This is a genomic window from Selenomonas sp. oral taxon 920 (assembly GCF_001717585.1).
Taxonomy (GTDB): Bacteria; Bacillota; Negativicutes; order Selenomonadales; family Selenomonadaceae; genus Centipeda.
Window position 1 is genome coordinate 1,801,587 of sequence record NZ_CP017042.1, and the last position, 23,285, is coordinate 1,824,871.

The following is a 23,285-nucleotide window of genomic DNA, read 5'->3' on the forward strand; positions in this document are numbered from 1 at the left end:
TTTTCTCATCATAATCTACTGTATCTTGCCTAAAAAAGCAAGCGCGGCTTTCAGTCCGTCGAGCGCAGCGCTCATGATTCCGCCCGCATAGCCCGCTCCCTCGCCGATTGGATAGAGCCCCTCTGCCGAGACCGATTCCATTGTCGCTGCGTCGCGCACAATGCGGCAGGGTGCAGACGAACGCGACTCAACTCCCGTCATCGGGACATCTGCCGCACCGAATCCAGGCACACGCTCCTCCCAAAACGCGAGTGCACGCGCAAGAGATGCCGCACATTCTGCGGGGAGTATGCCGTGCAGGTCAGCAGGCCGTACGCCCGGCGCATAGGTCGGCGTGACAGCGAAATCCCGCGTACCCGTTTTTCCCGCGCGAAAGTCTCCGACCGACTGGACGGGCGCAAAATAATCGCCGCCGCCGCACCGATAGGCACGTTCCTCGAGTTCTCTCTGAAAGGCGATGCCGCCCAGCACCGCCCCGCCCCAGTCCTGCGGATTCACCTGCACAAGCAGCGCACTGTTCGCGGTGTCCGAGTCACGGCGGTAGTTGCTCATCCCGTTCGTCACGAGACGTCCCGTCTCCGAGGCCGCCGCAACCACCATGCCGCCGGGGCACATACAGAACGAATACACGCCGCGCCCGCCCGCCGTATCGCGGTATGTCATGGCATAGTCCGCTGTGGGGAGCTGGGCGCTGCCTGCGGCTGCGCCGTACTGCATACGGTCAACAAATTCCTGTGCATGCTCGATGCGCACGCCGACGGCAAATGCCTTTGTCTCCATGCGGAGGCCCGCTGCGTGCAGCATGGCGTAGGTATCGCGCGCCGAATGCCCGATGCCGAAAAAGACGGCATCGGCGGGAACCCGCTCCGCATCCCCCACCACGACCGCCTCGATCCGCCCCGCACGCACCTCTACATCCGTCACCTGCGCACCGAAGCGCACCTCTCCGCCCATGCGGAGGATCTCCGCGCGCAGGTTTTTCACCACGCGCCGCAGCACATCCGTTCCGATGTGCGGCTTCTGCAAATAGCGGATTTCTTCGGGCGCACCCGCCGCGATAAACGCCTCGATAATCTCCCGCATGCGCGGGTCTGTGCTGCGCGCCGTCAGTTTTCCGTCCGAGAACGTCCCCGCACCGCCCTCGCCGAACTGCACATTCGATGCAGGATCGAGCACACCCGTCTGCCAGAAGCGCGCCACATCCGCTGTGCGCCGATCCACGTCCTGCCCGCGCTCCAAGACATACGGTGCGCATCCTGCACGCGCAAGTGCCCATGCGGCAAAGATCCCCGCAGGGCCGAATCCAACGACAACAGGCCGCCGCACGCCCACGCCTGCGCACGGAATCGACAAGGGTTCCTCGGTCGGCGTGCTGCCGACCTCCTTGTCCCTGCGCAGATGTGCGAGCACCGAGCGCTCGCCGTCAACCGCGACATCGAGTACATAGACCCATGCAATCGGCGCACCGCGTCTGCGCCGCGCATCCAATGCCTTATGAACAACAATCACCCCGTGCACGGCACAGGGTGATATACGCAGGCGTTCCGCCGCGATCTCTGCGAGCGGGTGCATAGACTCGTAGGGAACGCGCAGATTTTTCACGCGGATCATTGCATTGCTCCCACCTTGATCTCCACCGTCACATTCGAGTCTGCCGCCGTCACACCGGCGGGCAGCACGAGCTTTACCTGACGTTTCTCCGTCTCCCGCACCTGCGCAAGGGAGAACTCCTCCGTCCCGATGCTCGTGATCTTGCTGACAACATCCTCCGTCCCTGCGATCTCGATGCGTGCTGGCTCCACTGTGACCCCCTCCAGTTTCAGATTGGGTGCGAGATCGCTCTGCGGATGTGCCTGCACCTCAACCACCTTGCGCGTGAGCCCGCGCACAAGCTTGACAGAGATCTCCGTCGCAGACGGTGTGAGCGTGATCCCCGCCACCTCACGGCCGTCACTGTTCAATGCAAAGAGGGGCACCGTCGCAGTATAGTCGCTCGACTGCCCGCTCAGATTAATGTGTCCCGCGATGTGCGCCACCTGATTCACGAGGCTGCGCGGTCCCTCCACCGTCACCGCCTCATTCTCCTGTGTGACCTTATCCACGGTAAATCCTGATGCCGGCGAGCCGCCAACCGTCAGCGCCGCCTTAAACGTCTTTTGCACCATGCGGTCAAGGTTTACGTCAATCTTATCCGGCGACACGCTCACAAGCTCAAAGCCGTATGGAATCACAGTCTCCACTGCATAAAGCTTATCCCCCTCGATGAAGTCGCTGAGGTTCACGCGCGCATGAAAATCGGAAGCATCTGCCGAGACAAAGAGCGACCGAGACCCGCGCACACGAATCGTCACCGTGTCGTCGGCGGCATTCATCAAATAGCCGTTCGGCGCATTTTCGATCGTCACCGGTACTGTATAGCTGCCGTCAATCGCGGGATTTTGATCGTTCATCACGTAGAGCCAGAGCACAACCGCCACAATGAGGGCGGCAATCTTCGCGGGCAGATTGTGCTGCACAATACTCCGAAGCCTTGTCATCATTTCTTCCTCCAGCTCCGAACGAGATCCCAAATGGGCGAACCTGAACTGTACGCAAACGCGGGTGTCAGGATGTGTGTCAGCTGATCCCCGTCCAGATGACGGTGGATGCGCCCGTTCTCCGCGATTGAGATCGTCCCTGTCTCCTCACTCACCACCACGACGAGTGCGTCGCACTGCTCCGAGAGGCCGATCGCCGCGCGATGACGCGTACCGAGCTCCGTGGAGAGGCTGCGGTTCTCCGTCAGCGGCAGGAGACACCCCGCCGCGATCAGGCGCTTGCCGCGAATCACCGCCGCTCCGTCGTGCAGCGGTGTATTGGGAATGAACACATTCATGAGAAAGTCCGACGTAATGAGTCCGTCAATCTGTATGCCTGTGGCACTGATGTCGTTCAGCCCCATATTGCGCTCGATGACGAGCAGCGCGCCAATCTTGTTCGCCGAGAGGATCTTCACCGCACTGCGAATCTCGCGGATGGTGCTCTGTGCCTCCTCATCGTCCATCAGACTGCCCGCACGAAAAAACCGCCCCTGCCCGAGATGCTCGAGCGCACGCCGCAGTTCCGGCTGGAACACGATCGGCAGCGCAACAAAGAGCAGTGTCACAGACTTCTGCAGGAGCCACGAGATCACATGCAGTTCAAAGTAGCTCGCCACCACCGTCACGCCGAGAAGCACGAGGATGCCCTTTGCGAGCGTAATCGCACGCGTGTCCTCGAGCATGACATAGACGCGGTAGAGAATGAATGCTACAATCAGAATGTCGAGAACATCCAGCGGCGTGATGGTCGACAAGATGCCGCGGAACTGCGTCGGCATCGTAAAATCAAGCGGCATAAGGAACCCCCAGGGCAAAATCCCTCTCGTCGTATTTCCCAAATACATCCCCGACAGCAGGAATGCACACGCATCACCTGCCAACTATTTTACAATTTCTCTCTCAGCAGCGAAAATCCTTGTGACCTGTCCGCTTCACAAAAAAAAATTTCGTTCTCCGACGAAAGGATTCCGAATACATTCGAATCCTTTCGTAACGAGAACGAAATTGCATCAGCAAATCTTGCGGATCCATCCCTCGGGAGCATCGATCGTCCCGAGCTGAATGCCGCGCAGGGTATCGTACAGTTTCTGCAGAACCGGTCCCATATGCTCCATGCCGCTCGGGAACGCGATCACCTTGTCCCCGTGTGTCACCGAGCCGATCGGCGAGATCACCGCCGCAGTGCCGCAAAGACCACCCTCGGCGAATTCCGCAAGCTCCGCAGCGGGTACGGGGCGCTCCTCCACCTTCATGCCGAGTATGTGCTCTGCGATGTGGACGAGTGAGCGCCGCGTGATCGACGGCAGGATCGAATCCGACTTCGGTGTGACAATCGTGCCGTCCTTCTTCACAAACAGGAAATTCGCACCGCCCGTCTCCTCGACATGAGTGCGCGTCGCTGCGTCCAGGAACATATTCTCATCGAAGCCCGCCTCATGTGCTGTCATGTATGCGTGCAGACTCATCGCATAGTTCAGTCCCGCCTTGATGTGCCCCGTGCCGTGCGGTGCCGCACGGTCGAACGCGCTCACGCAGAGGCGCACGGGCTTTGCGCCGCCCTTGAAGTAGGGGCCGACCGGCGTAGCAAAGAGACGGAACTGGTAGGCATCCGCAGGCTTTACCCCGATGACCCTGCCCGTGGCAAAAATCAGCGGACGCAGGTAGAGCGAGGCATCCGAGCCGTACGGCGGCACATAGTCACGGTTCGCCGCAACCACCGCATCCACCGCCTCGAGGAAGCGCTCCTGCGGGAACGAGGGCATCTCGAGATACGCTGCCGAATGATACATGCGCTCTGCATTGAGATCCGGACGGAACGTTACGATATCGCCGTGCACCGTCTCATACGCCTTCAGCCCCTCAAAGACCTCCTGGCAGTAGTGCAGAATGCCGGCGCACTCGCTGACCGTCACCGTCGCCTCTGACGTGAGCCCGCCCGCGCTCCATGCACCATCCGCATAGTTTGCCACGTAGCGTTTGGGCAGCTCGCGGTAGGCAAACCCCAAATTTCCCCAGTCAATATCTGCTCTTGCCATAATTAAGCCCTCTTTCCTGCAAAATGTAGTCCTATCATAGTACCGCAAGCCGATCTTGTCAACCGAGTTCCTTCAGCGCGACAGGCAGGAGTTCCAGAACATCGCCCGCCACGAGCCCGTTTCCGCAGTGTTCATACGCGATATCCCCTGCACGCCCATGCACATACACGCCTACAAGCGGCGTCATCCCACTCTCCATCTGCTGCATCAGCCCCGCAATCGCCCCCGCGAGCACGTCTCCCATCCCAGCCGTCGCCATGCCTGCATTGCCGCACGTTGTAAAGAACGCATCCCCGTCCGGATAGACCACTATCGTGCACGCACTCTTAATGACGAAGACCGCCTGATGCATACGCGCCGCCTCGCGTGCCACACCGAGGAGATCGTTCTCCACCTCCGCCGTATCCTTTCCCAAAAGAAGCGAAAACTCGCCGAGATGCGGCGTGAGAATCGGCACCTGCGGCAGTTCGCGCAGCGCGTCGAGATGTCCGCGGAACGCATCAATCGCATCGGCATCCATCACAAGCGGAACCTTTACATCAGCGGCAAAGAGACGCACAAACTCGCCCGTCTCCGCCTTGCGCCCAAGCCCAGGCCCGATGAGTACGGCATCCGCATGTGCCGCGCAGGCAAGCGCCGCCTCGAGCGCCTTGCCCCCCCCGAAACAGCCCGTCCCCTCATCCGGAATGGGAACAACCATCACCTCTGTCAGCTTTGCCGCAAGCACAGGATAGAGCCGCTCGGGCACTGCAAGCGTCACAAGACCTGCGCCGACGCGCAGCGCCGCCTCTGCCGCAAGTGCCGCAGCGCCCGTCATGCCGAGCGATCCTGCGAGCACAAGAATCCGTCCGCACGTCCCCTTGTGCACATCGCGTGCGCGCACGGGCAGCAGCTTTGCCGCCGTCTCACGCGTGATAAGCGACTGCCGCAGCGTCTCGCCTGCGAGCAGTGCATGCGGAATCCCAATATCATCGACGAGCAGCTGCCCCGCTGCATTTGCCCCCGCTCCGAGGAGATGTCCGACCTTGGGCAGCCCAAGTGCAAGCGTGCGGTTCGCACGCACGGCGATCGAGGAGATCCGCCCCGTATTCGCCTCCACCCCGCTCGGAACATCAATCGCCAGCACGGGCTTTCCCGCCGTATTGATCTCCTCGATGAGACGAACGACAGGCGTACGCAGCTCCCCCTTGACTCCTGTCCCGAGAATTCCATCCACCACGGCATCCGAAAAGCGCAGCGACACGCGCAGGCGATCCCAGTCCCGATCGCTCACGAGCGGGCGGATCTCCACGCCCATCGCACGCACCGCATCGTGCATTGCACGCGCCGCCGTGCCGAGCCGATCTTCCTCGCCGCTGAAGAACAGCTTTACACGTGCGCCCATATTCATGAGATGGCGTGCGGCGGCAAAGGCATCCCCGCCATTGTTGCCGCCGCCGGCAAAGACAGCAAACACCTTGTCCGCCGCACCGCCGATCATCGCGGCAGCTTCCTCCGCCGTCCGCCGTCCCGCATTCTCCATCAGGACAGCGGCGGGCAGACCATAGTCATTGACCACACTCTCATCAATCCGGCGCATATCCTCTGCAAACGATACATTCATCGCTGACCCTCCAAAACACAATATGCCATCGCGTAGTCGCGCTCATGACTGAGCGTGATCCACACATGCTGTACCCCCATCTCCGCCGCACGCTGTGCGAAATATCCGCTGAGATATACCTGCGGCGCACCGAGCGCATCCGGCAGGATCGCCACATCGTGGAGCGTCCCTGTGCGCAGTCCCGTGCCAAATGCTTTGAGTACGGCTTCCTTGCCCGCAAAGCGCGCGGCAAGACTCGCCGCACGCCCCTTGCCCTGTGTCTCTGCGTAGGAGCGCTCTTCAGCTGTGTAAACACGGTTCAGAAAGCGCGGCTGCTCGATCGCGCGTGCCACACGCGGAATATGGATGATATCGCTGCCGATTCCCAGAATCATACGACCTCCGCAATGACAGAAAAAAGAGCCATTGCACCCGCAATAGCCCCTTTCAATTTCTTTTCTCTTACACTCAGCGCTGCAACGGTGCCGGCACAACCCCCGGTGAGTTCGGTGTCGGATGCGTCGCTGCGCCCATGATCTCACCGCCGCCCTGCGGCTCCGTGGCTGCTGCCTTCGGCATCGCATTCGACGGCGCGCCCTCGCTCGCCATCACCTGCCCGTCGGAGGCACTGATCGAGTCCCCCTGACTGAACCGCATACTGCGCGCGATAAACACCTCGACGCGGCGGTTCTGCGCACGTCCCTCCTCCGTGTCATTCGACGCAATCGGGCGATACTCACTGTAGCCGAGTCCACTGAACCGTGCCGGATTCAGTGCGGGCTGAGCCCCCATCAGACCGCGCATGAGGCTCACCGCACGCGCAGAACTGAGCTCCCAGTTCGACGGGAACTGTGCCGTTGAGATCGGTACATTATCCGTGTGTCCGGAGATCGTCACGCGCTCCGGCAGCGAGGAGAGCAGTGCCGCTATCACAGGCACAATCTGTTCCGCCTGTCCCTGCAGAGCCGCAGAGCCGGACGCAAAGAGCGCCTTTTCCTTCAGGCGGATCATGAGCCCCTCCTCGGAGAGTTCCGTGCTCACCTGATCCTGCAGATTATTTTCCTTGATGTACTGCTCAATTTTTTCCTGTGCCTCACGCAGGTTTTCATTTTCCTGCATATAGGCAGCATTCGTACTGTCTGATGCCGTCGTCGGCGTATTCGGCATTGCCGTGGAGGGTCCCATCCCCGAGAAGAAGGACGGGCCTCCCATATTGAACGCCGCGGTAAACGCCTGCGCGAGCGCCTGCATCTTCGACGAGTCCGTCTGTGACATTGCGAAGAGTGCGATAAAGAGCGCCAAGAGCAGCGTCATCAGATCGGAATAGGGCAGGAGCCAAGCCTCGTTGAGTTCCTCTTCATGGGGCTTTCCGCGCTTCTTTCTCGCCATATCAGCCCTCTCCCTTCAGCGCCTCACGCTCCGTCTGCGGGATGAAGACCATAAGCTTCGCTTCGATTGCCGTCGGAGAATCACCCGCCTGCAGGGACAGAATCCCCTCAATGATCATGCGCTTCTGGCTGACCTCGTGCTCCGATATAATCTTGAGTTTGTTCGCAAACGGATGCCAAAGGACATATCCCGTGAAGATACCAAGAATTGTCGCAACGAATGCGGCCGCGATCGAGTGGCCGAGCTTGTCAATATCGTTCAGGTTGCCGAGTGCCGCGATCAGACCGACAACGGCGCCCAGAACGCCCAGCGTCGGTGCGTAGGTACCCGCCTGCGTGAACATCGAGCGCCCCTCGGCGTGACGCTCCTGCATGATCGCAAGCTCGGCATCCAGAACATCCCCCACGAAGTCCGGATCCATACCGTCAATGACCATGCCAAGACCCGTGCGGAAGAACGGATCCTGAATCTCCTGCGCCTTGCTCTCAAGCGCAAGGATACCCTCGCGGCGTGCAATCTGCGACAGTTCGATGAACTGCTGCACGAGCTGTCCCTTTTCCTGCAGTTTAGGAACTTGGCATGTCTTCTTGATGAGGTTGAAAAAGTTTCCCAACTGCTCCATGCGAAATCCAATGAACAGGCACGAGAACGTACCGCCAATGATGATGAGGAACGCCGCCGGGTTATTGAGCGCCGTCAGCGGTGCCCCCTTCAAGATCATACCAACAAAGACCGAGATGAGCCCCATGATAATCCCGATGACCGTTGATTTTTCCAAAGCAAAAGCCCCCATTCCATTTCTCTCGACCGGCAGACGCACAGATATCTGCTCCATCAGATACACGTCCACATCTTCCTATAGTATTCCATAAATCGCTGAAAAATCCTACCTGCTTTTTAAAAAAAATCAAAAAAACTTTAAGAAATTTTTTCAATAAATTTGTATTATCCTATCATACATTCACCGAAAATATGATATAATAGAGCGTGCATAAAAAAAGCTTATTAGGAGGATGGTCTCATGGAACTACGGCAGTTGGAATATTTCCAGATGGCGAGCCGCCTGAAAAACATCACGCGCGCCGCCGAACGCCTCCGTGTCTCTCAGCCGAACATCACCGTCGCGATCAAGAAGCTCGAAGGAGAACTCGGCATACAGCTCTTCGACCGCAGTCAAAAGCAGCTCTCGCTCACCCCCGAGGGAGCCGTATTCCTCGGCCGCGTCGAGGTAGCACTGCGCAACATACAGGATGCTGTGCTCGAGGTCAACGACTACAAGCAGCTGCAGAAGGGCACGATCAAGATCGGCATCCCGCCGATGATGGGCGCCTATCTCTTTCCGAAGATCTTCTCGAGCTTTCAGCGCCGTTACTCGCACCTTGACGTTTATCTCCACGAGGAGGGCTCCGTCGCCATCCGCGAGCAGCTGGAACGCGACGAGCTGGACTTCGGCATCATCATCATCCCTGAGGGCTCGCCGAATCTGCAGCTTCTCCCGATGGCGCGCAGCCAGATTGTCTGCTGCGTGCCCGCCGGCAGCGACCTCGCCGCACGCAAGGCAGTCACCCTGCAGGACATCGAGGACCGCAATCTGATCATGCTGAAGGAGGGCTCGTTCCTCCGGCAGACCATGCTGGAAAAAATGAAGACGGCGGGCGTCACGCCGAACATTGTGCTCGAGTCCAATCAGGTCGTCACCATCATGGGACTTGTTGCGAGCGGCGTCGGCAACGCATTCCTGCTCGATATGATCGTCCACGACACGCCCGGCATCAAAGCCGTACCGCTTGCGACCCCCGTATTTGTCGATGTGGGTCTGGCGTGGAAGCGTGACCGCTATATCTCACGTGCGGCGCAGTCCTTCATTGAGTTCAGCAAGGACATCCTCAGCCATGAGACGAACCACACGATTCTATAATTAAGATGACAAAGCCGTTTGCGGGCACAGTGCCCGCAAACGGCTTTTTGAATGGCCTTCTCAGAAAATCAAATGTGCAACCACATAGCCGACGCAGCAGCCGGAGCTGACACCGATCAGTCCCGGAATCATGAACGAGTGGTTCAGGATGTACTTGCCGATGCGCGTCGTGCCCGAGCGGTCGAAACCGATGCACGCGAGATCGGACGGATAGGTCGGCAGGAAGAAGTAACCGTAGCACGCCGAGATGAACGAGAGGACAAGGATCGGATCCATGCCCACGTTCAGCGCCATCGGAACGACAATCGCGATCGCTGCCCCCTGCGAGTTCACGAGCTTCGACGTGAGGAACGCGAGAACAGCATACGCCCACGGATAGTTCTGCACGGCAGAGCCGAGGAACTCCTTCAGGAAACCCATGTGGTTCATGAAGTAGGTATCCGCCATCCATGCAACGCCGTAGACCGAGACGAGTGCAACCACGCCTGAGCGGAACACCTGCGAGTTGCCGACATCCTTCGCCTTGACCTTGCAGGCAAGGAGAATCGTTGCACCGACAAGCAGCATAACCATCTGGATCACGATGACCATCGAGATCGCCTTCGGCGCAGCGTCCGGCTTCGGCGGGAACTTCGGCAACAGCTCCGGGAAGTTGCCGAGCACGGCAATCGCGATAATGCCCGCGAAGAAGATAAACATTGCGCGGTAGTACTCCGTCGGGAGCTCCTTGTCCATCAGACTCTCAGTATCGCCGTAGACATACTGCTTGTTCTCAGGATCGCGGATGAACTCCTGGAACCGCTCATCCTGCTCGAGATCCTTGCCGCGGCGATAGCTCCAGAGAGCCGCAAAGAGCACGCCGAGTCCCGTTGCGGGAATCGAGACGGAAAGAACTTGGAACACCGAGAACTCATGTCCCGAGACCGAGAGGAACGCCACCATCGAGACGACCGCGACCGACACGGGCGAGGCACAGATGCCCATCTGTGAGGCAACGGACGAGACCGCCATCGGACGCTCGGGACGAATGCCCTGCTTGATCGCGATATCGTAGATGATCGGGAACATCGTGTAGACGACATGTCCCGTGCCGCAGAGCACCGTGAGAAACCACGTCGTCAGCGGTGCGAGGATCGTGACGTGCTTCGGGTTGTTGCGCAGGAACTTCTCTGCGTACTTGAGCATGACCGTAAGTCCGCCCGAGGTCTGCAGGAAGCCCGCACAGGTCACCACCGCGAGGATGATGAGCATGACGTCAATCGGCGGCTTGCCCGGCTGATAGCCGAACACAAATGTGTAGATCACAAGGCCGAAGCCGCTGATCACCGCCAGTCCAAGTCCGCCGTGCCGCACACCGACAATCAGACAGACCAGGAGGACAATAAAGCCTAAAAGCATTTCCATAAATAAAATTCCCCCATTCTACGCAGAGCCCCACCCTGCACAGCTATAATACAACATAAACCATTATACATCATGTTTTCATCATTAGTAAAGCCTAGAATACATAAATAAAGGCTATATCATGGCTGTCCAAAACAAAAGAGCCGCCCACGCGGGGCGGCTCTTTCGAGAGACGTATGCGTTTGGTGCCTGCGCTTACCGCTTCATATTGATCAGCGTCTCAAGCATCTCATCCGAGACAGTGATGATCTTCGAGTTCGACTGGAAGCCGCGCTGCGTGATGATCATATCGGAGAACTGATCGGCGATGTCGACGTTCGACATCTCGAGCGCCGAGGTCGTCAGCTCCGTGCCGATATCAGCGGCACCGCTGATCGTACGCGTACCGGAGTTGTTCGACTCCTGATAGAGGTTGCCGCCCATCTTCGTGAGACCCGACGGGTTGTTGAACTGCGCCATCGCGATCTGGGCTTCCTTCTGGCGGACGCCGTTCGTGTACGTGCCCGTGATGACACCCGAGCTGTCGATATCAACGCTTGCAAGCGTACCCGCTGCGTTGCCGTCGGAGGTCGCTGCGATCGTTGTCGTGCCGGAGAACTGCGTGATCGCCGCGAGGTTCATCGCCACCTGCTGCGGCGCTGCACCGTTCGTGTAGGTGAGGTTGATCGATGCCGAGCCGCTGACATACGCGCCCGCGCTGTCGAAGTTGAGATCGGTCTTCGTGAGCGCAACGGTCGTCACCGTGCCGTCCGCCTCGGTGATGTTGAACGTATCGCCGCCGCTGCCGAGCGAGAGCTGCCACTTATTGTTCGCTGTCTTTGTATAGACGACGGGGACGGAGTGCTTCGCGCCGAGCGAGTCGTAGACCGTGATCGTCGTCGTCACCGAGGGGTAGAACGTATCGCCCCGTGTATAGCTCTTGCCGACCAATCCGTCGATGGAGCTGCCGCTCTTTGTGTTCAGCACAACACTGGACACCTTCTTGCCGCTGAACTGATAGGTGGACTCTCGCGTGATCGACTTGATCGTTCCATCGGCAGCACTGCCCGTATGTGTATACGTCGCGGACGTGCTTGTGATGGTGGAAAGCGCGGCTGACAGCGTGGCACTGTTGCCGTCCGCCGTTGTCACCGTTGCACCCGCCTGCGGCGTAAGGCTCTTGATCTTGAGCTGTCCCGTGTAGGTATCGCCGACTGCGTAGGTGAAGCTCGTCGGATTCGGAACCTTGATGGTAACGGGCGTACCCGGCGTAATCGTATTGTTCGCATCCAGTGTAAGCGTAACGTCGGATGGCGGCGAGCTGACAACGTTCGTAATCTTGCCGCTGATGTTGAACACATCTCCGAAGGCATAGGTTCCGCTCGTCAGAGACGTACCGCCCGTACGGTTGATGACCGTCGTCGTCGAGCCGTTGATCTCCTTCGGACTGGAAGGATTGTGGCTGTCCATCTCAAGCTCTGCATCCACATGTCCCGTTGCACTTGCGGTAACATTGGAGATTGTGGAGCTGTAGAGTGCTCCTGTCGGAGCACTGCCGACCGTCTGTGCGGGGGCCGTGGAGCTGAGGTAGATCTTCCTGCCGTTGTCCATTGTCAGGACGAGCTTGCCGACCTCGTTCGCCGTATAGGAGTTGGTTGTCTCCGATGTGCCGTCCGCATAGCGTACGAGAACGTTCGCCACCTCATAGCCCGGCGTCGTCGCATTGAGGTTCTTCGTATAGGACGCCGTTGCGGTCGTCGTTGCCTCCATCGACTTGCCTGCGGGGATCTGGATCTTCGTCGTGTTGTCGCCCGCGACATTGAGAACGCCGTTGTTTGCCATGTAGCCCTGCACGTAGAGACCTGTGCTCGGAATCGTGAGGTTGCCCTCCGCGTCAAATCCGAACGCGCCGTTGCGCGTATAGAACTGCTGCTCGCCGCGTTTCACAACGAAGAGCCCGTCGCCGCGCGAGATCGCGATGTCCGTATTCTTGCCCGTCTGCTGCACGGAGCCGTTCGTGTAGATCAGATCGGTGCTCGCGACACTCATGCCGAGACCGACCTGCTTCGGGTTCACGCCGCCGATCGTGCCCGTCGGCGAGGATGCACCCGAGAGGTTCTGCGAGATCATGTCTGCAAACGTAACGCGGCTCGATTTAAAGCCTGTCGTGTTGACGTTCGCAATGTTGTTGCCGATAACATCCATGCGGGTCTGATGGCCTTTGAGGCCCGAGACACCCGAGAACATGGAACGCATCATAATGAATCTCTCCTTTGCCGTTGCTGACAGTGCAAAGGAAAGCCATCTCTATGCGGCACGCAAATCCGCCGTGGGTCTGCACCGCCGCGCTGCACGAAGACAGTCTCTGTCTCCATGCTGACCGCACCAGTCGCGTGCGGTCAAAAGCCTCCCGTAGGTCCGGCTTCGTCAGATGATGGCTGCACTGTCAATGTTCGTAAAAATACTGTCTGCCGCGGTCACGTCATCGAGTGCCGTGATCACGGTGCGGTTCGTCACAGAGACGACCATCGCCGTACTGTCCTTCATGTAGATCAGGGCTTCCCTTGCACCCTTCTCCCGCATACGGTCGATGGTGGAGCCCAGTTTTTCAAGCTCCGTGTTCGTGAGCATGACACCGCGCCGCTGCAGCCGCTCCTCTGCGTGCTGCGAGAAACGAACGCGCTCCCGTGCTCCCTCCAGTACCTGTGCAAACGACGCTCCGCTGCTGTCCATTACTTTTCGTCCGTGGTCGGCCCCCCTGCGTCCCTGCCCGACCAGCGCGATCGAATCGTCTGCAATCCTCATCGCATCACCTCCTTATTTTATTTTAGAATAAAACATTCCACCGTGTATATCGGTGGAATGTGAGATAAACTTAAATGGAAATAAAGATTTTTAGAGTTTCATCACACCATATGCAATGCGGCTGTACTTGCCGCCCATGATGGTATCGAAGCCGAGACGGTCAAATTCCGCACTCCCGCGGCGTTCCTTCATGACGACGCGGCAGCGGGCGACACGCCGCGCCTCGGCAATCGTCTCCTCCGTCAGCGCCCGCATATCCGCGAGCGCGCGGAGCGCATTCATCCCCGCACTCTCATGCAGGGGGCGGCGAAACATCGGGTCAAAGTAAATGACATCGCAGCTGTCCGTCTCCGCTGTACGCAGGAAGGTGAGCGCGTCCGCATGATGCACCACAATGCGGCGCATCGCCGCATGCATCTCGTAGTTATCGCCCGTCGCGTGTGCGAGCCCGTCCGCGATCACCGCCGCAATCAGAGGATTCGATTCGAGTGCCGTAACTGCCCCCTGCTCCCCGACGGCAAAGCTCTCGACAATCGCATCCGCGCCCGTTCCGAGGGTGCAGTCGAGGACGTTCATCCCCTCCACAAGCCCAAGTGCACTGACGAGGTGGTCGCCGTGCCCCAGCAGGAGGTTCTTCATGCGCAGATGTGCCATACCCGGGTGAAAGAACAGCTCTCCCTCCGCCGTCACGAGGGTGAGGACCCCGCGCCGCGCGACGAGCACGGCATCTGCGCCGTACGCCGCACGCAGTTCTTCGAGTGAGTCATTCCCGCGCGGGACGTTCGGAATGTCGAGCTGCTTTGCCGTGCGTGCCGCAAGTGCACGATTCGCCTCGGTATAGCGCTGTCCGCGCCGCACGGTCGTAGCAATTGCACGGATCCCCTCCTTGCCCGTCCTCATAGATTGAACCCCGTGCGCTTGAACATCTTCGCCAGATCATGCGTGTCGAATTTAAGAATCGTCGGCCGTCCGTGGGGACACGTAAACGGAAACGGCGTGCGCCGCAGCTCATCGAGCAGGATCTCCATCTGCCGCACATTCAGCTCCTCGCCCGCCTTGATCGCCGCACGGCACGCCATCGTGGCAATCCCTGCCTGACGCAGGTTCGCCGGCGTCGCAGCGTGCAGATCGCCGAGGGACATAAGGATCTCGCGAATGGTGCCCTCTGCCTCATCGAGTGGAATGTCGGCAGGCGCCTCGGTCAGACGATATTCGCGCTCCCCCGCAGGTTCGAGGTGGAATCCGAGACGATCGAACAGCTCCGCATTCTCCTCGATGTACTGCGCCTCACGCGCATCGAAGGAGAGAATCGCGTGCACAAGCATCTGCTGGGACGGGATTCCGTCTGCCTGTGCGGAGAAGCGGTCAAAGAGGATGCGCTCGTGCGCCGCGTGCTGATCGACGATGTAGAGACTCTGCGCACTCTGGGCGATGATGTAGGTGAGGTCAACCTGTCCGATGGGGAGGAGATTCCCCTCGATTTCCGTGCTCTCCGTCGGCAGCGCTGCCGTCTGTGCCGCCGCAAATATATCTCTCTCGGCGCTGCGCTCTATCCCCATGCGATCCTGTGCCGCACGCAGATCAACACTCTGGCCGCGCCACTGCACCGCCTCGTGCACGGTCTGCGGACGCACGGGCGGCAGGGCATAGTTGTTTGTGGGTGTATTTGCAGGGGCAGATGTGTGTGCTGTGTATGGAGCACCGCCTGCGGGTGCACCGACGTTCAGCGGCACGGCTTCGCAGCGGAATTTCGGCTTCTCAACCGATGCCGCGATTGCCGCCGTCTCTCCCGCCGCTCCGCGAATCGCGTCGAGCACTGACTTGTAGACCGCCTTAAAGATGCGCCCCTCGTCCTCGAATTTCATCTCCGTTTTTTGCGGGTGGACGTTCACATCAATTGTCCGCTGCGGCACCTCGATGCAGAGAACCGCGAGGGGGAATCCCATCTTCGGCACGAGCGCACGATACACGTTGTCAATCGCCTTTGCAATCGCGCGATTCTGGATCGTGCGTCCGTTGACGATGTACGTCTGCCACGCACGGCTGCTGCGGATCAGCGACGGCTTCGAGATGTAGCCCGTGATGCGGATCTCCGCCTCTGCGTCGTGGAAGTCCAGCGGGATAAGTGCGCCTGCCGCGTCGCCGCCGTAGATGCTCTCAATCGCATGGCGCAGGCTGTCATCGCCCGCCGTCATAATCGTCAGGCGGTTGTTGTTGATGAAGCGAAATGCGATGTCGGGGCGCGAGAGCGCAAGCCGGATCACATAGTCGCTGATCTTGCCCGCCTCGGTGGCATTCGTCTTTAGAAATTTCTTGCGTGCAGGCGTATTGAAAAAAAGCTCCTCGACGCGCACACTCGTCCCGATCTCGCAGCCTGCATCCTCAATCTCGGGGGGCTTGCCGCCGAAGATGTCGACGCGCGTGCCGAGATCGTCCGTCCCCCTTCGCGTGAGGAGCGAGAAGCGCGAGACGGATGCAATCGTCGGCAGAGCCTCGCCGCGAAAGCCAAGCGTCGCGACGGTCTGCAAATCCGAGACGGAGGAAATCTTGCTCGTTGCATGGCGCAGGATCGCAGTCTCCGCATCCTCACGCGTCATGCCGTGCCCATTGTCCGTCACACGGATGAAGCTGACCCCGCCGCCCATGATTTCGATCTCAATCGCAGTCGCGCCTGCATCCATCGCGTTCTCGACAAGTTCCTTCACGACGGAGGCGGGACGCTCCACGACCTCGCCTGCTGCAATCTTGTTGATCGTCGTATCATCCAGTACGTGAATCTGCATCATGCCTCTCCTGCCTCCTTCCGCGCCTGTTCCTGCAGACGATAGAGTGTGTTCATCGCCTCGAGCGGCGTCATGGTCATAATATCGAGCGTCCGCAGCTCCGCGAGCGTTCCGTCCGCAAAGAGCGACGTCATTCCATCGGCAGGGCTTTGCACGGGAGCGGCTTTCTGCTGTGCGGCAGCAGTGTCCCCTGCACCGCTCTCAGCGGCCTTCTGTTCGAGCGCGTGCAGGATCTCCTCTGCGCGCGCCGTTACCTTCGGCGGCAGTCCCGCAAGGCGTGCAACGTGGATGCCATAGGACTTATCGGCTGCGCCCGCAACGATGCGGCGCAAGAACGCGACGTTTTTCCCCTTTTCGCGCACTGCGATGCAGTAGTTGCGGATGCGCGCGTTCTCCATCTCCGTGAGTTCGTGGTAATGCGTTGCAAAGAGTGTCTTGGCATGAATATGTTTGTCGATATGCTCCACAACGGCGCGTGCGATGCTCATGCCGTCGAACGTGCTCGTGCCGCGCCCAATCTCATCGAGAATGACGAGACTGTCACGCGTCGCCTCGCGCAGGATTTGCGCAACCTCGTTCATCTCCACCATAAAGGTGCTCTGTCCGCTCACGAGGTCGTCGCTCGCGCCGATGCGTGTAAAGATGCGGTCGACGGGCGCAATCTCTGCCGTGCGTGCGGGGACGAAGCTGCCGACCTGCGCCATGAGAGTAAGGAGTGCAACCTGCCGCATATAGGTGGACTTGCCCGCCATGTTTGGCCCTGTGATGAGCATTGTCTCCGTCCCGCCATGACTCAGATCGGTGTCATTTGGGACGAAAATCTCTCGATCCAAGATACGCTCCACGAGCGGGTGACGTCCGTCCCGTATGCGGATCGCGCCGTCTGCCGTCACTGCAGGCCGCACGTAGCGGTAGCTTGCCGCCGCCTCGGCGAGGCTCTGCAGCACATCGACGCGCGCAATCCTTCGTGCAACGTTCTGGATGGGGACAAGCTCTGCCTTGACCCGCTCCCGAAGCTGCGTGAAGATATGATATTCGAGCGCCGTGATCTTCTCCTCGGCACCGAGAATCTTCGCCTCGAAGTCCTTCAGCTCCTCGGTGATAAAGCGCTCCGTGTTTGCGAGGGTCTGCTTGCGGATATAGTCGGCAGGAACCTGATCTCTGCCGCTGTGGCGCACCTCGATGTAGTAGCCGAACACCTTGTTGTAGCCGATCTTGAGTGTCTTGATCCCCGTGCGTGCACGCTCACGCTCCTCCATCTCCTGCAGGAGAGACTTGCTGTCATGGGAGAAAGCACGCAGTTCGTCAAGCGCACCATCGTAGCCCGCACGGATGATACCGCCCTCGCGCACCGATAGTCCAGGCTCGTCCACAATCGCGCGTGCGAGTGTGTCACGCAGCTCGTCAAATGTCTGAAGGGAGGCGTGCACGCGCATAAGAAGACCGCTCACCGCCGTGTCAAGAGCTTCGCGTACGGCAGGAAGTGCGGCGAGGGATACGCGCAGTGCGACCAGATCGCGCGCGTTCGCCGTCTGTGTTTCAATGCGCGTCAAAAGGCGCTCAAAGTCATAGACCGAGCGCAGATGTTCGCGCAGAGCACCGCGCAGCATCGCTTTCTCCGCCAATTCCGCCACGGCATCCAGACGTGCGTCAATACGGTGCGGTACGAGCAGCGGATGCTCAAGCCACGCTTTGAGGAGGCGCGTGCCCATCGGCGTGCGTGTGAAGTCGAGCACGTCGAAAAGGGTGTTCTTCTTGCCGCCGTCGCGCAGGCTGCGCGTGATCTCAAGGTTGCGCAGCGTGTAGGTGTCGAGCTGCATCGTCTCGCGTGTGTCGAGGAAGGCCAATCGGTTGATTTGCGAGAGATCTGCCATCACCGTATCGTGGAGGTAGCCAAGAAGGGCTGCAACCGCCGTCCGTGCGCCCGCATCCGTCGGAATCTCGGCGGCAGGAAAATGCTGTGAGAGAAGTTCGTCCTTTGCCGCCGTTGGAATCATCGTGACAGCACAGTGCGGAAGACGCTGTGCACGGAATGCACGCACGGTGTCTGCAAGAGAGAAGCCGTCCGTCATCAGGAGCTCTGCCGTCATGCGGCGGTAGAGCTCGTCGAGGATCTGCTGTGCCGCTGTCTCCCCCCTGTAGAGTGCGTAGAATGTCTCGCCCGTCGAGATGTCCGCGCCCGCAAGCACAAATGTGCCGTCTGTACTCTCGTGCAGGAGCGCAATGTAGATATTTGCCGCGTCGCGCAGTACCTCATCCGAGAGCGCCGTGCCGGGGGTCACAACCTTGACCACCTCGCGGTGCGTCAGCCCCTTTGCCTTTGGATCGCCGATCTGCTCGGCAATCGCGACCTTGAACCCCTTTGCGACAAGGCGTGCGATGTAGCTGTCCGCTGCATGGTAGGGAACGCCGCACATGGGGCTTTTGTCGAGATCGCCGCTGCGGCTCGTAAGCGTCAGGCCAAGCTCCTTTGCCGCCACCTTTGCATCGTCAAAGAACATCTCGTAGAAGTCGCCGAGGCGAAAGAAGAGCAGTTCGTTCGGGTGCGCCGCCTTCGCGGAGAGATATTGCTGCATCATCGGCGTGACGTTCTGCGCGTCCATAACGAACCTCCTAAGTAAAATACCATAACGGCGTGACCCTCACGCGACGCCTCGTTACGCGAGCACTTCCCCTTTGAGCACCCATGTCTGGGGCTGCGTGATGCGCACCTGCACAAAATCGCCCTCCTGTTCTGTCCCATGCGGGAAGAGCACAATCTTGTTTGTGCGCGTGCGCCCGCTCCAAACAGTCGGGTCGTTCTTGCTCGCGCCCTCGACCATGACCTCAAGCTGTGCGCCGAGGAGACGATCGTTAATCGCTCGGCTGATCGCATTTTGCTCCTCCATCAGGGCATTCAGCCGTGCGTGCTTCACATCATCCGGGACTTGATGCTCCATCGTCGCTGCAGGCGTACCCGAGCGCTTTGAGTAGAGGAACGTGTACGCCGAGTCATACCGCATCTCACGCAGAAACGCAAGCATCTCGGCGAAGTCCTCCTCCGTCTCCCCCGGAAACCCGACGATGAGATCGGTTGTGAGGCTTGCACTCGGCAGTGCCTCACGCACGCGCTGTGCACGCTCGCGATACTGCTCCACCGTATAGACACGGTTCATCGCCTTTAGGATGCGGTTGCACCCATACTGCACGGGCAGATGGATGTGCTCGCAGATATGCGTGCCGTTTTTGATCGTGTTGATGAGCTTGTCGCTGATGTCCTTCGGATGCGAAGTCATAAAGCGTACGCGGCGGATGCCCTCCACCTCGTCCACCATGTGCAGGAGATCGGCAAAATCCGCCTGTTTGTGGTCTTTGCCGTACGAGTTCACATTCTGCCCGAGCAGCGTCACCTCGGTATAGCCCTCCGCGACCGCACGGCGCACCTCTGCCACGATCTCCTCGGGCGCACGGCTGCGCTCGCGTCCGCGCACATAGGGTACGATGCAGTAGGTACAGTAGTTGTTGCAGCCATACATGATGGGCACCCACGCGGAGAACTTGCCGCCGCGTGCAACGGGCAGATTCTCCGCAATCGTCTTGTCCGCGAGCGCGACATCGACCACGGGCGAATGCTCCGCCGCAATCTCCGCGACGATGCGGGCAAGCTCCTGCACCTTCCCCGTCCCGAGCACGAAGTCGATGTGCGGTGCGCGGCGCATGAGGTTGTCCCCCTCCTTCTGCGCCATGCAGCCCGCGATTCCAAAGATCAGCTTCGGATTTTTTTCCTTGATCTTCTTGATCTCGCCGATCTTCCCATAGACCTTGTCCTCTGCCGTCTCGCGCACGCAGCAGGTGTTGATGAGGATCACATCCGCCGTCTCCATCTCCTCCGTGCGCTCATAGCCCGCCCCCTGCAGCTGCCCCTCCATGCGCTCCGCATCGGCAATGTTCATCTGACAACCATAGACAAGTATCTTATAACGTCCCTGCATTCGTTTCCTCTCATTTTACACAGACACATAGTAAAAAAGTCTGGAAGAAATCCTTCCAGACCGCATTTCATATTGGAGGCGACACCCAGAATCGAACTGGGGATAAAGGTTTTGCAGACCTCGGCCTTACCACTTGGCTATGTCGCCGAAAGATGGAGCGGAAAACGAGGCTCGAACTCGCGACCCCCACCTTGGCAAGGTGGTGCTCTACCACTGAGCTACTTCCGCATAATATCTTCCTGCGCCGCAAGAGCGACACTCAAACATTATATCTGTGCGCAGGGTTTCTGTCAAGAAGAAAATTTCCCCCGCAATTTACGACCGGCGAAGTTGTGAAATCAGGATTTTTGGCGCAATTCGCCCGAAACGTTTGACAGTCACGCTGTATTCTGTAATAATGAAGGATAATATTTTGAATCGTTATTTCTGTGTAATATCTTTGGAGGGAATCGCCATCAACGCACTCAAAAAGAAAGACCTCTTGACGCTTGGTTTTATGATGTTTTCCATCTACTTCGGCGCAGGAAATCTTATTTTCCCGCCCGCGCTCGGTCAGGCGGCGGGCGATCATACACTGCTCGCAATGCTCGGCTTCATGACGACGGGCATCGGGCTGCCGCTGCTCGGCATCACCGCGATCGCGCTCGCGGGCGGTGAATACGTGCCGCTCCTGCGCACAAAGACATGGCCGATGTTCGCAACGGTGCTGCTCATCATCCTGTACCTCATCATCGGACCGCTGTTTGCAATGCCGCGCACGGGTGCCGTCTCATTCGAGATCGGCATACGCCCCTTCCTCGCCGAGGAAAATCTCACACAAGGGCAGTTTATCTACACGGCACTCTTCTTTGCCGCGTCCTATTATCTCGCGCTGAATCCGAACAAGATCATCGATCGCGTGGGCAAGATGCTGACGCCGGCACTCCTGCTCGTCCTGCTCATCCTCTTTGTGCAGGCGTTTCATGCGCCGCTCGGAGGTGTACTTGAACCGACTGGGAACTACATCGACGCACCATTTGCACAGGGATTCCAAGACGGCTATCAGACGATGGATCTGCTCGCCTCGATCGCCATCGGTGCACTTGTAGCAAACGCCGTACGTCTGCGCGGGATCACGGACAGCCGCGCCATCGGTGCCGCGTGTCTCGTCTCCGGTCTCATCACCGTTACCCTCATGGCAATTGTCTACGGCTCGCTTGCCTACATCGGCGCGACGAGTGCCTCGGTGCTCGGCCACTCGGAAAACGGCGGTCAGATTCTCTCGGGCGCAGTCGGCATCTTCTTCGGCTCTGCAGGCAATCTTCTGCTCGCCGTCATCATCGCGCTTGCGTGCCTGACGACCTGCTGCGGCATCACCTCGAGCGCGGCGATGTTCTTCAACAAGCTGCTGAAGGGTCGCATCTCATACGAGCGTCTGCTGCTCCTCTCGATTCTGTTCAGTTTTGCAGCATCGAATGTTGGTCTGACGCAGATCATCGCACTCGCCATTCCATTCCTCGTCGTGATCTATCCACTCGTCATCGTGTTCGTCATTCTCTCGCTCTTTGACCGTTTCATCGGCTGGCGCAGAAGCATCTATCAGGGCGCGATGGCATTGACGCTCGTATTCTCGCTGATCGACGGTTTGCATGCAGCGGGTCTGAGCAGCACTCCGGTACACGCGCTGCTTGTAGAGTATATCCCGTTCTATGCGATTATGATGGGTTGGGTCTGCCCCGCTGTTGTCGGTGCAGTTCTCGGCTTTGCCGTCTCACTGTTTCAGACTGCGCCTGTGCCCGCAGAGGAGGCACATATATAAACATATAAAAACGGGTTACCGCACGAACTTCGTGCAGTAACCCATTTTTAGTGCAGGTGACGTTTCTTTTTCTTCTTCCATTTAAGATAGAAATAGATCATGGCGACGACGGCGCAGAGGACGAAGATGATACTCGCCTCATGCCCATACTCCATGAGATCCGTCCAGTTCTCACCGAGCATCATTCCCGCGCAGAGGATCGCCGCCGTCCATGGAAGTGAGCCCGCGATGGTGTAGATAAAGAACCGCTTTGGATCAACGCGTGCAAAGCCCGCCGGCAGGGAGATGAATGTACGGATGACGGGCAGCATGCGGCTGAAGAATACCGCCTTCAGACCATAGCGGTCGAACCAGTCCTGCGCCGTATTGACATGGGATTTCTTGATGAAGAAGTATTTCCCATATTGATCCACAAACGGGCGACCGCCACGTGCGCCGACCTCGTATGCAAAAACGGAGCCGAGAAGTCCGCCGACCATCCCCGCGAGCAGTGCCCCCTCAAACGACATATGTCCCGCAAAGACGAGATAGCCTGCAAAGCCGAGGATGAGCTCGCTGGGGATCGGGATACACGCATTCTCTGCCGCCATGAGGACAGCAACGGCAACGTACCCCCATGAGGCGATGAACGAGAGGAAAATCTGAGAGAAGTAATCCACGGCATAGGCTCCTTTGCATATGTGCAATAACTCTACAAAAAAATCTCCAGTGCACTGCTGTACTGGAGATTCAAGTCCAAGGTGGTGCCTCAGAGCGGAATCGAACCACTGACACGGGGATTTTCAGTCCCCTGCTCTACCAACTGAGCTACCGAGGCGAAAGGAAAAATGGCGACCCGGATGGGACTTGAACCCACGACCTCCGCCGTGACAGGGCGGCATTCTAACCAACTAAACTACCGGGCCGTACTTTGGTGACGCGTACGGGATTCGAACCCGTGAAGCCGCCGTGAAAGGGCGGTGTCTTAACCACTTGACCAACGCGCCAAAATCATGAATTGCGGCGGACTACCCGCGGGGGTATCCGCCGCATATTCACGAA

The 23,285-nt window shown here is 58.9% G+C and carries 18 protein-coding genes and 5 tRNA genes; 2 read left to right on the forward strand and 21 right to left on the reverse strand.

Annotation, left to right across the window (positions count from 1 at the left end):
- Window positions 1-15: 15 nt before the first annotated feature.
- The 8 genes from BCS37_RS08670 to motA form a co-directional block, all read right to left on the reverse strand.
- Window positions 16-1,611 carry an NAD(P)/FAD-dependent oxidoreductase gene (locus BCS37_RS08670; RefSeq protein WP_069181075.1) on the reverse strand — a complete coding sequence of 532 codons (1,596 nt, stop codon included), beginning with the start codon at window positions 1,609-1,611 and terminating at the stop codon, window positions 16-18.
- Window positions 1,608-2,540: a CdaR family protein gene (locus BCS37_RS08675; RefSeq protein ID WP_069181076.1), complete on the reverse strand. Its 933-nt coding sequence runs from the start codon at window positions 2,538-2,540 to the stop codon at window positions 1,608-1,610. Before BCS37_RS08675 ends, BCS37_RS08670 begins: the two co-directional genes overlap by 4 nt.
- On the reverse strand, window positions 2,537-3,376 hold the full coding sequence (gene cdaA, locus BCS37_RS08680) for a diadenylate cyclase CdaA (protein WP_069181077.1): 840 nt from the start codon (window positions 3,374-3,376) through the stop codon (window positions 2,537-2,539). The genes BCS37_RS08675 and cdaA overlap by 4 nt, the downstream gene beginning before the upstream one ends.
- Before the next feature lie 213 nt (window positions 3,377-3,589).
- The gene (locus BCS37_RS08685) at window positions 3,590-4,615 is read right to left on the reverse strand and encodes a branched-chain amino acid aminotransferase (RefSeq protein WP_069181078.1); all 1,026 of its coding nucleotides are present in this window, start codon (window positions 4,613-4,615) and stop codon (window positions 3,590-3,592) included.
- 58 nt (window positions 4,616-4,673) lie between these two features.
- Entirely contained in the window at window positions 4,674-6,218 is a 1,545-nt protein-coding gene (locus BCS37_RS08690; RefSeq protein WP_069181079.1) for a bifunctional ADP-dependent NAD(P)H-hydrate dehydratase/NAD(P)H-hydrate epimerase, read from the reverse strand.
- Entirely contained in the window at window positions 6,215-6,592 is a 378-nt protein-coding gene (gene acpS, locus BCS37_RS08695; RefSeq protein WP_069181080.1) for a holo-ACP synthase, read from the reverse strand. Before acpS ends, BCS37_RS08690 begins: the two co-directional genes overlap by 4 nt.
- Window positions 6,593-6,665: 73 nt before the next feature.
- Window positions 6,666-7,586 (reverse strand): flagellar motor protein MotB, encoded by a 921-nt coding sequence (locus tag BCS37_RS08700; protein WP_069181081.1) that lies wholly within the window; start codon window positions 7,584-7,586, stop codon window positions 6,666-6,668.
- Window position 7,587: 1 nt separating this feature from the next.
- Window positions 7,588-8,379 (reverse strand): flagellar motor stator protein MotA, encoded by a 792-nt coding sequence (gene motA, locus BCS37_RS08705; protein WP_069181580.1) that lies wholly within the window; start codon window positions 8,377-8,379, stop codon window positions 7,588-7,590.
- Window positions 8,380-8,607: 228 nt separating this feature from the next.
- Here motA and BCS37_RS08710 point away from each other — a divergent pair, with 228 nt between their 5' ends.
- A complete protein-coding gene (locus BCS37_RS08710) occupies window positions 8,608-9,504 on the forward strand; it encodes a LysR family transcriptional regulator (RefSeq protein WP_069181082.1) in 897 nt (298 codons plus the stop codon).
- Window positions 9,505-9,564: 60 nt separating this feature from the next.
- Here BCS37_RS08710 and BCS37_RS08715 read toward each other — a convergent pair whose 3' ends face one another.
- From BCS37_RS08715 to BCS37_RS08755, 9 genes are all read right to left on the reverse strand, one after another.
- Window positions 9,565-10,908, reverse strand: a complete 1,344-nt coding sequence (locus BCS37_RS08715; protein ID WP_069181083.1) for an anaerobic C4-dicarboxylate transporter — start codon at window positions 10,906-10,908, stop codon at window positions 9,565-9,567.
- 195 nt (window positions 10,909-11,103) lie between these two features.
- A complete protein-coding gene (locus BCS37_RS08720; protein WP_069181084.1) occupies window positions 11,104-13,146 on the reverse strand; it encodes a flagellar hook-basal body complex protein in 2,043 nt (680 codons plus the stop codon).
- Between the two features lie 168 nt (window positions 13,147-13,314).
- The gene (locus BCS37_RS08725) at window positions 13,315-13,692 is read right to left on the reverse strand and encodes a TIGR02530 family flagellar biosynthesis protein (protein ID WP_069181085.1); all 378 of its coding nucleotides are present in this window, start codon (window positions 13,690-13,692) and stop codon (window positions 13,315-13,317) included.
- Between the two features lie 90 nt (window positions 13,693-13,782).
- Window positions 13,783-14,592 (reverse strand): class I SAM-dependent methyltransferase, encoded by an 810-nt coding sequence (locus BCS37_RS08730; protein WP_069181086.1) that lies wholly within the window; start codon window positions 14,590-14,592, stop codon window positions 13,783-13,785.
- Window positions 14,589-16,478 (reverse strand): DNA mismatch repair endonuclease MutL, encoded by a 1,890-nt coding sequence (mutL, locus tag BCS37_RS08735; RefSeq protein ID WP_069181087.1) that lies wholly within the window; start codon window positions 16,476-16,478, stop codon window positions 14,589-14,591. Before mutL ends, BCS37_RS08730 begins: the two co-directional genes overlap by 4 nt.
- Window positions 16,475-19,078: a DNA mismatch repair protein MutS gene (mutS, locus tag BCS37_RS08740; protein ID WP_069181088.1), complete on the reverse strand. Its 2,604-nt coding sequence runs from the start codon at window positions 19,076-19,078 to the stop codon at window positions 16,475-16,477. Before mutS ends, mutL begins: the two co-directional genes overlap by 4 nt.
- A 54-nt stretch (window positions 19,079-19,132) precedes the next feature.
- Window positions 19,133-20,446: a tRNA (N6-isopentenyl adenosine(37)-C2)-methylthiotransferase MiaB gene (gene miaB, locus BCS37_RS08745; protein WP_069181089.1), complete on the reverse strand. Its 1,314-nt coding sequence runs from the start codon at window positions 20,444-20,446 to the stop codon at window positions 19,133-19,135.
- A 73-nt stretch (window positions 20,447-20,519) separates the two neighbouring features.
- Window positions 20,520-20,593: transfer RNA gene (locus BCS37_RS08750), tRNA-Cys, on the reverse strand.
- Window positions 20,594-20,599: 6 nt separating this feature from the next.
- A tRNA-Gly gene (locus BCS37_RS08755) sits at window positions 20,600-20,674 on the reverse strand.
- 268 nt (window positions 20,675-20,942) lie between these two features.
- On the opposite strand from BCS37_RS08755, the gene brnQ reads away from it, so the two are divergent.
- The gene (gene brnQ, locus BCS37_RS08760; RefSeq protein WP_442984043.1) at window positions 20,943-22,244 is read left to right on the forward strand and encodes a branched-chain amino acid transport system II carrier protein; all 1,302 of its coding nucleotides are present in this window, start codon (window positions 20,943-20,945) and stop codon (window positions 22,242-22,244) included.
- Window positions 22,245-22,291: 47 nt separating this feature from the next.
- On the opposite strand, the gene BCS37_RS08765 is transcribed toward brnQ, so the two are convergent.
- The 4 genes from BCS37_RS08765 to BCS37_RS08780 all read right to left on the reverse strand — a co-directional run bounded on the left by BCS37_RS08765 (window position 22,292) and on the right by BCS37_RS08780 (window position 23,230).
- Complete coding sequence (locus tag BCS37_RS08765; RefSeq protein WP_069181090.1) at window positions 22,292-22,903, reverse strand: DedA family protein; 612 nt, start codon at window positions 22,901-22,903, stop codon at window positions 22,292-22,294.
- 82 nt (window positions 22,904-22,985) lie between these two features.
- Window positions 22,986-23,061 (reverse strand) — tRNA-Phe (locus BCS37_RS08770).
- Window positions 23,062-23,072: 11 nt separating this feature from the next.
- A tRNA-Asp gene (locus tag BCS37_RS08775) sits at window positions 23,073-23,149 on the reverse strand.
- 6 nt (window positions 23,150-23,155) lie between these two features.
- Window positions 23,156-23,230: transfer RNA gene (locus BCS37_RS08780), tRNA-Glu, on the reverse strand.
- Between the last annotated feature and the right edge of the window lie 55 nt (window positions 23,231-23,285).